Here is a 12,328-nt window from a genome sequence, read left to right on the forward strand (position 1 = left end):
CTACCCTACGACCCGCCGCAACCCCCTGGCGAGCGTCGCGGTGGGGTCCGGTCAGTGTTCGAGCTTGCGCAGCAGGTCACGTAGGGTGCGCAGGTCGGCGGCCGGGAGGTCGAGGAGCGGGCGCGGCGCGGGGTCGGGGGTGGCGCGGGCCTCGGCGTAGACCCGGCGGCCCTCCTCGGTGAGCGAGACCAGTTTGCTGCGCCGGTTCGCCGGATCGATCTCGCGCAGCACCAGCCCGCGTTCCTCGAGATCGTTGACCACGACGGTGGTGGCGGGGGCGTCCATGGCGGCGGCGTGCGCGAGCTCCTTGACCGTGAGCGGTCCGGGCAGCAGCCGCTTGAGCACTCGAATCCGGCTGAACGGCATACCCGTTCGCTCCACCACGGCCCGTTTGTAGCCGTCGCGGGAGTCCATCACCAGATGGGTGAGCAGGTCCCAGACCTCGTCGGGGGTGGGCGTGTCAGCCGGCATGGGTGGGGACTTTCTGTTCGAGCAGTGGTGCGACACGGTCTCGGGAACGGTACGCCCACGGGGTGCTGGCGGCGACTCCGAGCGCGAGCACGGCGACGGTCAGCGCGCTGATGGTCCACCACAAACCAGCCCCGGAGAGCGCACCGCACAGGGCGACGCCGAGACTCACGCCGACCTGGCGGCTGGTGGAGGCGACCGCGGCCGCCGCGCCCGCGCGATCCAGGGGCATACCGCTCACGGCGGAGGTGGTGATGGGCGCGTTGACCATGCCGAATCCGATGCCGAACACGGCGAATACGACGATCAGCTGCCAGACGGGAGTGTCCGGGCGCAGCCGGGTCAGGCCGATCGCGGCGATGGTCATGAGCAGCCCGGACGCCACCAGCGAGGGCCGGGTGCCGTAGCGGCCCACCAGCCGCCCGGAGAGGGGCGAGAAGATCAGCATGCCGATCGCCATGGGCAGGTACAGCAGTCCGGTGTGCACGGCCGAGAAGTGCCGTATCCCTTGCAGATACAGCGACATGTCGAACAGGAACGCGCCCAGCGCCGCGAAGGCGGCGACCGCGATCAGGGTGGCGGAGGCGAAGGGGAAGCTGCGGAAGAAGCGCAGATCGATGAACGGCGAGCGGTGCCGCGCCTCGTGCCACACGAAGCCGAGCAGTGCGACGGCGGCGACCGCGAAGAACAGCGGCTTGCCCTCGATGAGACCGAACACCAGCGTGAACAGGGTGAGCATGGCCAGCACCTGGCCGTTCGGGTCCATGCCGCGCGGGTTGGCCGACTTCGATTCCGGCACATACAAAGTGGTGAGGACGAAGGCGACGGCCACGATGGGCAGGTTGATCCAGAACACCGACTGCCAGCCCAGGGCGTCGATGAGCCCGCCGCCGACCAGCGGGCCGAGCGCGGTCGAGATGCCGACCACCGCACCCCAGATGCCGACGGCGCGAGCGCGTTCCACCCTGCCGGTGAACACCGTGGTGATGATCGACATGGCCACCGGGTTCAGCATGGAACCGCCGATGGCCTGCACGAACCGCGCCCCGATCAGGATTTCGATGCTGGGCGCGAGGCTGCACAGCAGCGAGCCGACGGCGAAGGTGAGCAGGCCGATGCGGAAGACGCGGCGGCGGCCGAAGCGGTCGGCGAGCGCGCCGGAGAGCATGAGCAGGCTCGCCAGGGTGAGGGTGTAGACGTCGACGATCCATTGCAGGCGCGACAGCGGCGCACCGAGATCGGACTGGATGGTGGGGATGGCGACATTGACGATGGTGGCGTCCATGGACGAGATCAGCAGGCTCATACAGCAGGTGATCAGGACGATCGTCTTGCGTCGCGCACTCAACCCTTCGACAGTTGTGGGCACACAACTATTGTGAGCACACAACTATTGCCCCGCAACCCTTCGCGGTGTGCAGCCCGTCACCGCTGCTGCCGCCGCAACTCCGGCGCGAGCAGGCGTTCCAGTTCGGTCCACGGCCAGGCGGATTCGAGGAATTCACCCAGCACCTGGGGCACGACCGAGGTGACATCGTCGGTCTGTTCGGCGGCCGTGCCGTAGGTGTGGGCGCTGACGGTGAAGCCGGGACCGAAGGAGGCCGAGGCGACTTCGGGGATGCCCTGATCGGCCCAGCCCCATTTGGTGCCGGTGACGCGCGGCAGCCGCGCGGTGCCCCAGTCCTGTTTGGTGCCGTCGGCGGCGGTGTCGCTCGCGGCGGCCATCCAGCCGAGGATCGGCGAATCCGGATCGTCCCGGAGTTTGGCGGCCAGGAAATCGGCCACATCGGCGGTGCTGGTCGAGGCCGTGCCCCAGCCGCCGGATCCATGAGTTTCGGTGAGTCCGTACTCTTTCGCCACCGCGTCGATGGCGGCCGGGTATTTGGCGGCCAGGGTGTCGGCGGCGCCGTCGTCGGAGAACCGGATCATGCGCTCCCCCAGCTCGCGATCCTGCGCCGCGCCGTCGCCGTGTCGCAGTGCGTAATCCACCACGTACAGCTTGACCACCGACAGCCCGGACCGGACCTCGTGCTGGTTCGGCGTTCCCCACTTCAGATCCGGCAGGATCGAGCGCACCGAAATGGCGGTGCGGGACGGCACTTCCACCGTCGGCATGTCCCGCTGCGGTGCCGGGAAGGGCAGCCCGGGGATCGGCAGGGACGGAATCGGCGGCGGCGCAACGGGTTCCGCCGGCGCCGGCGATCCACCGCACAGTACGCCACCGGCCACGATCGTTCCGGCCACCCGCGTCCGCCAGCCCATCGCTACCTCCGCGCCAGGCCCCCGCGCGCTCCAGCTTGCCGCGCCGCGCCCCCGGGATCGGGGAGCCCGGCGGCGACACGCCGGAGTTCGATCAGCTCACCAGGATCGGCACCGCCGCCACGTCGTTCTGGGTCAGCACGGGCAGATGCTGGATCTCGTGCTCCGGCACGGCCAGTCGCAGCGCCGGGAAGCGGGCGAAGAGCGCGGGCAGCCCGATCGCGGCTTCGAGGCGGGCCAGCGCCGCGCCCGGGCAGATGTGCGGACCGTAGCCGAAGGAGATATTGCGGTTGGCGGTCGGCCGGGTGACGTCGAATTCGTCGGCATCGTCGCCGTGGATGGCGGTGTCGCGGCCGACGGCGCGGTAGGAGATCACCACGCCCTCGCCCTTGGCGATGACGGTGTCACCGACCGTGATGTCCTCGGTGGCGAAGCGCATGAGCAGGTGGGTGACCGGGCCGTCCCAGCGCAGCGTCTCCTCGATGGCCTGCTTCCATTCGATATCCCCGGCCAGCACCTTGCTCAGCTGTTCGGGCCGGGTCACCAAGGCGCGCACCGCGTTCAGGATCAGGCTGACGGTGGTCTCGTGCCCGGCGGCGACCAGCGCCTTCAGGTTGCCGACCACCTCCTCCTCGGTGAGCGGTTCGCCGCCCTCGTCGGCCAGGATGAGCGCGCTGGTGAGATCGTCGCCGGGGTTCGCCGTCTTTTCGCGCACCATGTTCGTGAAGTACACGTCCATGTCGCCGATGATGCGCAGCCGCTCGTCCTGCGGGGTGAGCATGGAGAAGAACTTCTTGTACCAGTCCAGCAGCATGGGATGGTCGGCGCGCGGCACGCCCATCAGTTCGCTGATCACGCGCATGGGCAGCGGGTAGGCGAAGACCTGCTTGAGGTCCACCACCGCACCGTCGCGGCCCGCGGCCTCGAGATCGTCGAGCAGTTCGGCCACCAGGCGTTCGATATCGGGGCGCAGGGCTTCCAGGCGGCGCGGGGTGAGCGCCTGGGTGGTCTTGATCCGCAGCCGGCGATGCTCGGCCCCGTCCACGGTGAACATGGAGCGCCCGGCATTGATCATGCCGATCAGCGGCCACTCCCAGGTCACCACGCCGGAGGTCCACAGCCCCCAGCTCTCGATGTCCTTGACCAGGCGGGTGTCGGTGAGCAGCTGGCGGGCGAGGGTGTGGTCGGTGACGGTCCAGGCGGGCACGCCGAGCAGTTCGATGCGGGTGAGGGCGCCGGCGGCGCGCAGGCGGGCGGTCTCGCCGGCCAGATCGGCCACCATCGGATCGATGGCGATGGCGTGCGGGCAAGGGGAACTCACTGGAAACCTCCGACGGCGCGAACTGGGGTGAAAACAACTGGGAGGGAAGACATCCCGCGCAGGAAGGGCGACGGCCGCCGCACCAGGCTGCCGGCCGGGACGGCCAGATCGATATCGGGCAGCCGGTCCAGCAGCACCTCGATCCCGGTGCGGGCGATGGTTTCCGCGATCTGCTGCGCCGGGAACGGGCAGCGGTATTCGCCGTGGCTGAACGCGAAATGCGCGCTGTTGCCGGTGTGCACGGCGCTGCCGGGCACCTGCTGGCGCACGTGCGGATCGGTGTTCGCGGCGGCCAGGCCCAGCAGCAGCAGGTCGCCGGCGCGAATCACCTTGTCGCCCAGGCGAGTGTCGCGGGCGGCCCAGCGACCGGCCAGGATCGAGGTGGGCGAATCCTCCCACAGCACTTCGATCATGGCCTCGCCGACGCTGCGCCGGCCGCCGCCCAGGGCGGCGGCGAAACGATCGTCGGTGAGCATCAGGCGGACCGAGTTGACCAGCCAGTCCGAGGTCGGCAGGTGACCGGCGGCGGTGATGGCCATCAGGTCGTTGACGTACTCCTCGTCGGTGAACGCCTCGGGATAGTCCAGCAGGCGCGAGACCAGATCGTCGCCGCGTTCGGCCTGTTTGGCGGCCAGCAGGCGCTGCATGTGCTCCATGAAGCGCAGGTGCGCGGATTGCGCGTCGGCGCCGCCGTCGGCCATCACCTTCATGGTGCGGGCCAGGCGCGGACCCTCGTCGTCGGGAAAACCCAGCAGCCAGGCCAATACGAGGACCGGCAGCGGCTCGGCGAAGTCGGCGACCAGGTTCGCCTGTCCCCGCCCGCAGAAGCCGTCGATCAGTTTGTCGGCGGAATCCTCGCAGACCCGGCGCAATTCGAACGGGTCGACCGCTTCCAGCGCGGGTTCGACCATGGCCAGGTGGCGGCGGTGCTCGGCACCGGCGGTGAAGTAGATGGACGGCATGGGCTGCCCGACCATGGGCAGCAGCGGCCAGTCCGGGGGAATGCTGTCCCACTGGTTCCACAGGCTCACATCGCGCGGGAAAAGCTCGGGAGACGTTGTCACCTGGTGCATTTCGCGATAGCCGAGCACCAGCCAGGCGGGTACGCCGCCGGGCAGTTCGACCGCCACCACGGAGCCGTGGTCGCGGCGCATCTCCTGGTAGAGGCTGTGCGGATCGGTGTGGAAGCGGGGGCCGGCCAGTGGGACGACGCCGGGCCCGGACTGGACCGGGCAGCCGCCGGCGGGTGCGGGCGTGGTCATGCGGTGCGCTCCGGACGGGTGAGGTATTCGACGAGGGTGATCAGCACTTGTTTACAGGACTCGCGGTCGCGGGCATCGCAATCGACCAGGGGCACAAGGGGATCCAGGTCCAGGGCGTCGCGTACCGCCCGCTGGTCCGCGCCCGGCCCGAAGTTGTTGGTGGCCACGATGAACGGGGTGCCCTGGTGCTCGAGCCGGTCGATGGCGTACCAGGAGTCCTCGATGCGGCGCTGGTCCACCAGCACGATGGCGCCCAGCGCGCCCGCGAAGAGCCGGTCCCACAGGAACCAGAACCGTTCCTGGCCGGGCGCGCCGAACAGGTACAGCACGTGTTCGTCGTCGATGGTGATGCGGCCGAAGTCGAAGGCCACCGTGGTGGTGGTCTTGCCCGGCACGGCGCTGGGATCGTCGACGCCGTAACCGCTTTGGGTCATGGTGGCCTCGGTGTCGAGGGGCCGGATCTCGCTGACCGAGCGCACCATGGTGGTCTTGCCGACCCCGAAGCCGCCGACGATGACGATCTTCAGTCCGTGCCGGGCGTCGGCGTGCAGCGGGGCGTCCGCGCGCGCCGGCCGGGGATCAGAGATTGCGGAGTCCAACGAGCACCTTCTCGAGCGTGGTGGTGTCCGGCAGCGAATTCCATTGCGCGCCAGGGTTGTGCCGTGGATGGCGGACGGTGATGCGGCCCGCGTGCAGCAGATCCGACAGCAGGATGGTGGCGATGCCGACCGGCAGCCGCAGTTCGGCGGCGATCTCCACCACGGCGGTCGGGGCCCGGCACATGGTCAGGATGGCGACGTGCTCGGACTGCATGCCCGGGGTCGGTTCGCATTCGCTGACCACGAGGGTGACGAGATCGAAGGCATCGGAATCCGGGCGGCTGCGGCCGCCGGTGAGGGTGTACAGCCGATCCGGATTCTCGTCGGGGCGGGTCACGACACGCCCGCTCCCCGGACTCGGGCCGGCACGGCCAGGTGTTCGCCCAGCTGTTCCACCAGCTCACGCATATTGTGGCCGACCAGTCCGGCGTCGGCGTGCTCGGCGGCGACCACCGCGATGTGCGCGCCCACCCCCGCCTCCACGATGAACAGGATTCCCCCGTAGAACTCGGTCATGGACTGCCGCACCCCGCCGCGCCCGTCCCCGAATTCCACCGACGCCCCGTGCGAAAGACTCTGCATCCCCGCCGCGATGGCGGCCAGCTGATCGGCGCTGTCCGCCCCCAGCCCGTCGGTATGGCAGATCTTCAGCCCATCCCCCGACAGCAGCAGCGCGTGCCGCGTGTGCGGGGTACGGGTCAGCAGTTGCTCGAGCAACCACCCCAACTGTGTAGCGGATGCCGTCATAGCTCGCTCTCCATGTCCGGGGACGGGGAAGTCGGTGCGCCCCCGGAGTTCTCACGCACCGCTCGCTGAAAGGCCCCCAAAGCCGAAGGCGATCCCGCCGGTCGCACCGGCGCGTCCACCCCCGCTCCCCCCGACAATCCCTGCGGATGCGCCGCGGCGAGGGCCTGCCCGCGCTTCCGTTTCGGCAACCGCATCCCACCCGAGCCCGCCTGCACCTCGACCGCGGGCCCGAACACACCGCCTCCGGCGGTCTCATCCAGCTGCCGAGAGACCGGATCATCCAGCACCACAGGCGTTTCCGGATCCGCCGCGATAACGGAGGCCAAGAGCGAGGAACTGGGCGCGGCGGCGAGCGCGGGGGTGGCGGGCGGGGCGTCCAGGGCCGCCGCGCTCACCGGGCGCAGGCGGGTGGAGGAGGTGGCGGCCAGAGCCGTTGCCAGGGTTGCCGTGTGGGCGGCCGGTTGCGCACCGGGGGTGCGGTCGAGGCGGGTGGTGAGTTCGCGGGGGACGACTACGACTACCGCGGTGCCGCCGATGGCGGAGGGGCGGTAGGAGACGGTGAGTTCGTGTTTGCGGGCCAGGTGGCCGACGACGGCGAGGCCGAGGCGGGTGCCGGAGAGGGAGGCGAGGTCGGCGCCGCTGCCGGTCTGGCCGCAGACGGTGAGTTCGGCTCGGCGCAGGGCGGATTCGCTCATCACCAGGCCGCTGTCCTCGATGGTGATGACCACGCCGGCGGGTACTTCGGCGGCGTAGACGTGCACCTCGGTGGTGGGCGGGGAGAAGTTGCAGGCATTGTCGAGGAGTTCGGCGAGGGCGTGCATGATGCCTTCGGCCGCGTGCCCGGCGATGGCGATCTCGGCGATGGCGCGCAAGCGGATGCGCTGATAGCCCGCGACGCGCCCCATGGCTCCGCGCAGAATCGATTCCATCGCAATGGGTTTGGCCCAGCGCCGCCCGGAGCGCGCCCCGCTGAGCACCGCGATGCTGTCGGCGAGGCGTCCGGCCTGGGCGGTGCGGTGGTCGAGTTCGAGCAGATCGGCCAGCACCTGCGGATCGCCGTGCCGGTGCTCCATTTCGCGCAGTTCGGCCAGCATGCTGGTGCTCATGGCCTGCATGCGCCCGGCCGCGCCCGCGAAGGCCGCCATCGCCGCGGCCCGCCGATGCTCGACTTCCTTTGCTTCCCTGGCCTTCTCGGCCAGCAGGCTTTCCAGCTCACTGATGCGTTGCCGCGCGCCGGCTTCCAGCCGTTCCACCCGCTGCCGGGTGGCCTGCTCGGTTTCCTCGGCCCGCACCCGCGCGGCCTGTTCGGCCTCTTCGATGCGCCGCAGCGCCTCGTTCTCGACCGCCTCGACGCGCAGCCGGGCCTCGGTCTGTACGGCCTCGATATGCTGCCGCGCTTCGTTCTCGATGGCCTCGACGTGCTGGCGCGCTTCGCTTTCCACGGCCTCGACGTGCTGCCGGGCCTCGCTGGCGCGGGCGTCGACGAGCAGTTGCGCTTCCATGTCCAGGTTGTCGAATCGCTGCTGCGCCTCGCTGATTCGCGCTTGCGCGTCGGCGAGCGCCCCGGTCATCAGCTCATCGGCGGCCGCCGCGGCGGCCCGCGCCCGCACCGCTTGCTCGCGGTAGTGGACGGCCGCGGTCACCGCGGCGCACCACAGCATGGCGGCCGGCAACGCCCCGATGGCGAGCGGCACCCGGAACTCCGCGGGCGCGGCGAACACCGCCGCGGCTATCGCGAGTCCCGCGACCAGCGCCGAGATCAGCAAGACCGGATAGGGCAGGCGCGCACCCGAAACGGCTGGCCCCGCACCGCCCGGCGGATTCGATGTTTCCGACAAAGCCCCGCACTTCCGCATCCACGTCCGCCGGGGCAACCCCCGGGCATCCGATTCCGGGCCCACGCCAAATACGCGGACCGGCAACCGGTTTCGAATCTCGGGCAGAAGCATAGGCGTCTGAGAAGGTGCGCGCTACCCGAGCGCGAACGTGCTGCCAAGGCCCGGTTCCGGCCTTCGGGACGATGCGTCCCGGCCATCGGACGGACGGGTGCGCGCCACCGAATGGAAACCCGCGGCTCACCTTTCGGTGCGTGCCGCCGCGGCCGGGTCCAGGGTGCGCACTCGGTAGGTGCCGATGAGCGATCCGAAGGCGAACGCGAAGATCGGCACGCTGACCCACGGGGCCCAGACCTCCACCTGCGCGCCGTCAGGCCGCAGCAGCGTCACCACGCGAACGATGCTGAGCCCCAGGCTGAGTGCGCCGCCGAGCATGAAAAGCCCGAGCGGCAAACGCAATCGAGCGGGAATGGCGGAGATGCTCAGGACGGCCGCCACCAGGATGGCGATGCTGGTCACCACGCCCGCCCCGGCCAGGATCCACTTGTGCGCGTCGATCATCGCCGCGTACGGCTTGGACGGCTCGTAGGTGAGCAGCAGCGCCGCCTCGACCAGGATCAGGAACACGTAGAACGTCTTCTTCGCCGCCGCGCTGCCGAACGCGTCGGTGATGGCCACCCCGATCAGCGCACCGGCCGCCACCAGCGACAGGTTGGAGATCAGATCGGGCAGGCTCTCGAGCGTGCTGGCCGAGGTGGTGACATCGGTGGCGGCGGCGTTCAGCACGGGCGCGCGCAGCAGCGCGAACAACCCCAGCAGCCCCAATCCGATGGTGAGCGGCCGCGATTCGACGGCCCGCCAGCGCGGCAACCGGCACCCGGCCGCCGCCAGCGCGGCGCACGCGGCCAGCAGGGTGACGACGTCGTTCATCGGAACAGCCTGGCGCCGGCCTCACCGCGCGAGGGTTTGCGCCGCGGTTCGTCTTCTTCCTTGTCCCGGCGCAGCAGTTCGGTGAGCAGTTGCCGGGTGCTGGCTTGGCGGATGGCGCTGCCGGAGCCCGCGCGCTGCGCCTCGGCGTCGGTGATGATGCCCGCCACGACCTGCACTTCGACCGGATTGGCGTTGTAGGCGCGGGCGATGTCGATCAGCGTTTCCACCGGCGGCGTCTCGAGCGCGAGATGCCGGGCCAGGGTGGCCTGCGGAATGCCGGTGACGGCGGCGATGGCCCGGGTGCTCTCACCCCCGGTCAGCTCGTCGATCCACTGTTTCAGCTGATCATGCACGGTCTGATTGTCGCACGCGGTGCGTCTCATTCTCGGGGCGCGGGCAGCGCATGTCCGATACGCACCGCGTGGCATCGCGGCCGGTTCAGCGGGTGCTGCCGGTGCGGACCCCGTCTCGAATCTGATACACCCGCGAGGTGGTGATATCGCCGGCTGCCTTGGCGATGAGGAATACGCGCTCCCCCGCCTGGGTGGCCTGCTTGATCTTGCTACGCCAGATGCCGTCGGCGGCCAGGGCCGCTTCCTTGGCGGCTTCGCGGGCGCGGGTGGCTTCGCGGATGTCGGCGAGGTACTGCGTGGGCATGGCGGCTCTCCTTGTGATCGCGGGTGGCGCCGATGGTGCGGGGGCCGGTTCGCGGGTCACGCGTCCGGATCCCGCCGCAGAGACTAACGACGGCATGAATCGGAGTCAAGATCGCTTGCCCCGAAAATGGATCAAACGAATCTGCCCACCTGATAGGAAAACCCAGCTCAACTGGCCTAGTAACCGGCTTTGTCAAACCCGTCACACTGGTACGTACCAGCGCGCGAGCCCGAATCGCACCGTATCAGAAATGGTCAGCCCCGACCTCACCGCGTCGCTCCTGCCGTTCCAGCCCCGCCTCCGCCGCCCGGCACTGTTCCCGGTTTCACTCCCCGCGTAATCCGCCCGCCCGGCTTGACCTCAACACAACTCGAGGTTCGAGGCTGGAGGCAGTCAGGTGAGCGAAATCGAAAGGCAGGCAGCGACATGCGTGTGGTGGAAGCGAAGGAATTCGGCGGTCCCGAGGTGCTGACGGTGACCGAGGCCCCCGCCCCGGTTCCCGGTCCGGGCGAAGTGGTGGTCAAGGTGGCGGCGGCCGACGTCATGTTCCTGGACACCCTGATGCGCAGCGGCTGGGCGCGGGACTTCTTCCCCGCCGTGCCGCCGTTCGTGCCCGGCGGGGCGGTCACCGGCGTGGTCGAAGCGGCCGCTCCGGACGTGGATCCGGCCTGGATCGGGCAGCGGGTGGCGACCCAGACCGCGGCCAGCGGCATCGGCGGCGGCCTCCCGATCGGCGGCTACGCCGAACTGGCCCTGGCCAAGGCCGACAGTCTGGTCCCCGTCCCCGACGAACTGGACCTGCACGTGGCCGCCGGTCTGGTGCACGACGGCCGCACCGCCCTGGCCGTCGCCGACCTGGCCGCCGTCCAGCCCGGCGAATGGGTGCTGATCACCGGCGCGGCGGGCGGGCTCGGCACGCTCCTCATCCAGCTCGCCCGCGCCGCGGGCGGCCGGGTCGTGGCGGCCGCCAGCTCCCCCGCCAAACGGGAACTGGCCCAGCGCCTGGGCGCGCACGCCGTCGTCGACTACACCGAGCCCGGGTGGGCCGAGCGGGTCCGCGAACTCACCGGCGGCGTCCAGGTCGTCTTCGACGGCGCGGGCGGCGAGCTCGGCAGCGCCGCCCTCACCACCGCCACTCCGGGCGCGCGCTTCCTCGGATACGGCAATGCAGCAAGCGGATTCGCGCCGATCGACCCGGAAGCGGCGGCCGCCCAGGGTGTCACGGTGCTGTCGTTGATGAACATCACCCAGGCGGGCATCGACTGGAACGGCACCCTGCGGCGTTCCCTGGCCGAGGCCGCCGCCGGCCGCCTGGAGGTCGTCATCGGGCAGAGCTTCCCCTTGGAGGAAGCCGCCGCCGCGCACGAGGCGATCGCCGCCCGCTCCGCCATCGGCCGCACCCTCCTCACGGTGAGCTGACCGGCGGGCCTCAGCCGGCGTGGCCGAGGCGACGCGAGATGACGCGCGCGGAAGCTATTGCCTGCTGGGCGATTTCGGGAAACCGCTGCGCCGGCATCCGGTAGGACGGTCCGGAGACGCTGAGGGCCGCGATGATGCGGCCCTCACTGTCGCGGATGGGCGCGGCCACCGCGTTCAGCCCGATCTCGAGTTCTTCCTCGCAGGCCGCCCAGCCCTGCGCGCGCACCTGCTCGAGTTGCGCGCGCAGCACCGGCAGTTCGGTGATGGTGTTGGGCGCGAACGAGTCCAGCCGTTTGGCCAGCCGCCCGCGCAGGTCGGCGGCGGGCAGTTCGGCCAGCAACGCCTTGCCGCTGGAGGTGGCGTGCACGGGGCAGCTCTGGCCGACCCAGGTGCGCAGGGCGACTCCGGCCGACCCGACCGCCTCCACCACATTGATGATGCGGTCGCTGTCCAGGATGGCGATATTGGTGGTCTCCCCGACCCGCGCCGCCAGTTCGTCGCACACGTCCTGGCTCTGGCGCGGCAGGTCCATGTGCGCGCTGGTGGATCCGGCCAGCCGCACGATGGTGAATCCGAGCCGGTATTTGCCGCGTTCGGAGAGCTGTTCGACGTAGCCGCGCGCTTCCAGCACCGCGATCAGCCGCGACACCGTGGACTTGTGCACCCCGAGTTCGGCCGCGATCTCGGTGACCCCGGCCGCGCCCAGTTTGGCCACGATCTCGAGGGCGGTCAGGGCGCGGTCGACCGATTGCACCGCCGCCGCCCCGTCCCGCCGGGTGCCGGGCCCTTCGTCAGGTTGCTTCGCCATAACACGTCCAGTGTATGTGCCGC

14 protein-coding genes are annotated in these 12,328 nt (G+C 70.3%); 1 reads left to right on the forward strand and 13 read right to left on the reverse strand.

Annotation, left to right across the window (positions count from 1 at the left end; all coding sequences use genetic code 11):
- Positions 1-51 precede the first annotated feature (51 nt).
- The 12 genes from NY1_RS27520 to NY1_RS27575 all read right to left on the reverse strand — a co-directional run bounded on the left by NY1_RS27520 (position 52) and on the right by NY1_RS27575 (position 10,078).
- Complete coding sequence (locus NY1_RS27520; protein WP_067719418.1) at positions 52-471, reverse strand: MarR family winged helix-turn-helix transcriptional regulator; 420 nt, start codon at positions 469-471, stop codon at positions 52-54.
- Complete coding sequence (locus tag NY1_RS27525) at positions 461-1,837, reverse strand: MFS transporter (RefSeq protein WP_067719421.1); 1,377 nt, start codon at positions 1,835-1,837, stop codon at positions 461-463. The genes NY1_RS27520 and NY1_RS27525 overlap by 11 nt, the downstream gene beginning before the upstream one ends.
- A 56-nt stretch (positions 1,838-1,893) precedes the next feature.
- Positions 1,894-2,730 (reverse strand): serine hydrolase, encoded by an 837-nt coding sequence (locus NY1_RS27530; RefSeq protein ID WP_369690454.1) that lies wholly within the window; start codon positions 2,728-2,730, stop codon positions 1,894-1,896.
- 91 nt (positions 2,731-2,821) lie between these two features.
- A complete protein-coding gene (locus tag NY1_RS27535) occupies positions 2,822-4,048 on the reverse strand; it encodes a cytochrome P450 family protein (RefSeq protein ID WP_067719424.1) in 1,227 nt (408 codons plus the stop codon).
- On the reverse strand, positions 4,045-5,310 hold the full coding sequence (locus tag NY1_RS27540; RefSeq protein ID WP_067719427.1) for a cytochrome P450: 1,266 nt from the start codon (positions 5,308-5,310) through the stop codon (positions 4,045-4,047). Before NY1_RS27540 ends, NY1_RS27535 begins: the two co-directional genes overlap by 4 nt.
- Positions 5,307-5,909, reverse strand: a complete 603-nt coding sequence (locus NY1_RS27545) for a GTP-binding protein (RefSeq protein ID WP_067719429.1) — start codon at positions 5,907-5,909, stop codon at positions 5,307-5,309. The genes NY1_RS27540 and NY1_RS27545 overlap by 4 nt, the downstream gene beginning before the upstream one ends.
- A complete protein-coding gene (locus NY1_RS27550) occupies positions 5,890-6,246 on the reverse strand; it encodes a DUF742 domain-containing protein (RefSeq protein ID WP_067719431.1) in 357 nt (118 codons plus the stop codon). The genes NY1_RS27545 and NY1_RS27550 overlap by 20 nt, the downstream gene beginning before the upstream one ends.
- Complete coding sequence (locus NY1_RS27555) at positions 6,243-6,656, reverse strand: roadblock/LC7 domain-containing protein (protein ID WP_067719434.1); 414 nt, start codon at positions 6,654-6,656, stop codon at positions 6,243-6,245. The genes NY1_RS27550 and NY1_RS27555 overlap by 4 nt, the downstream gene beginning before the upstream one ends.
- Complete coding sequence (locus NY1_RS42195; RefSeq protein WP_233434508.1) at positions 6,653-8,422, reverse strand: sensor histidine kinase; 1,770 nt, start codon at positions 8,420-8,422, stop codon at positions 6,653-6,655. The genes NY1_RS27555 and NY1_RS42195 overlap by 4 nt, the downstream gene beginning before the upstream one ends.
- A gap of 309 nt (positions 8,423-8,731) precedes the next feature.
- Positions 8,732-9,421: a hypothetical protein gene (locus NY1_RS27565; protein WP_067719437.1), complete on the reverse strand. Its 690-nt coding sequence runs from the start codon at positions 9,419-9,421 to the stop codon at positions 8,732-8,734.
- The gene (locus tag NY1_RS27570; RefSeq protein WP_157762501.1) at positions 9,418-9,774 is read right to left on the reverse strand and encodes a hypothetical protein; all 357 of its coding nucleotides are present in this window, start codon (positions 9,772-9,774) and stop codon (positions 9,418-9,420) included. Before NY1_RS27570 ends, NY1_RS27565 begins: the two co-directional genes overlap by 4 nt.
- Positions 9,775-9,859: 85 nt before the next feature.
- A complete protein-coding gene (locus NY1_RS27575) occupies positions 9,860-10,078 on the reverse strand; it encodes a hypothetical protein (protein WP_067719444.1) in 219 nt (72 codons plus the stop codon).
- A 426-nt stretch (positions 10,079-10,504) separates the two neighbouring features.
- On the opposite strand from NY1_RS27575, the gene NY1_RS27580 reads away from it, so the two are divergent.
- Complete coding sequence (locus NY1_RS27580; protein WP_067719447.1) at positions 10,505-11,497, forward strand: zinc-binding dehydrogenase; 993 nt, start codon at positions 10,505-10,507, stop codon at positions 11,495-11,497.
- 10 nt (positions 11,498-11,507) lie between these two features.
- On the opposite strand, the gene NY1_RS27585 is transcribed toward NY1_RS27580, so the two are convergent.
- Entirely contained in the window at positions 11,508-12,305 is a 798-nt protein-coding gene (locus NY1_RS27585; protein ID WP_067719449.1) for an IclR family transcriptional regulator, read from the reverse strand.
- Between the last annotated feature and the right edge of the window lie 23 nt (positions 12,306-12,328).

The sequence above is a fragment of the Nocardia yamanashiensis NBRC 100130 genome, from assembly GCF_001613325.1.
Classification (GTDB): domain Bacteria; phylum Actinomycetota; class Actinomycetes; order Mycobacteriales; family Mycobacteriaceae; genus Nocardia; species Nocardia yamanashiensis.

Coding starts and splice junctions, on each gene's coding strand:
- NY1_RS27575 (WP_067719444.1), bottom strand. CDS start 10,078: ATGCCCACGCAGTACCTCGCCGACATCCGCGAAGCCACCCGCGCCCGC.
- NY1_RS27540 (WP_067719427.1), bottom strand. CDS start 5,310: ATGACCACGCCCGCACCCGCCGGCGGCTGCCCGGTCCAGTCCGGGCCC.
- NY1_RS27555 (WP_067719434.1), bottom strand. CDS start 6,656: ATGACGGCATCCGCTACACAGTTGGGGTGGTTGCTCGAGCAACTGCTG.
- NY1_RS27530 (WP_369690454.1), bottom strand. CDS start 2,730: ATGGGCTGGCGGACGCGGGTGGCCGGAACGATCGTGGCCGGTGGCGTA.
- NY1_RS27520 (WP_067719418.1), bottom strand. CDS start 471: ATGCCGGCTGACACGCCCACCCCCGACGAGGTCTGGGACCTGCTCACC.
- NY1_RS27565 (WP_067719437.1), bottom strand. CDS start 9,421: ATGAACGACGTCGTCACCCTGCTGGCCGCGTGCGCCGCGCTGGCGGCG.
- NY1_RS27580 (WP_067719447.1), top strand. CDS start 10,505: ATGCGTGTGGTGGAAGCGAAGGAATTCGGCGGTCCCGAGGTGCTGACG.
- NY1_RS27585 (WP_067719449.1), bottom strand. CDS start 12,305: ATGGCGAAGCAACCTGACGAAGGGCCCGGCACCCGGCGGGACGGGGCG.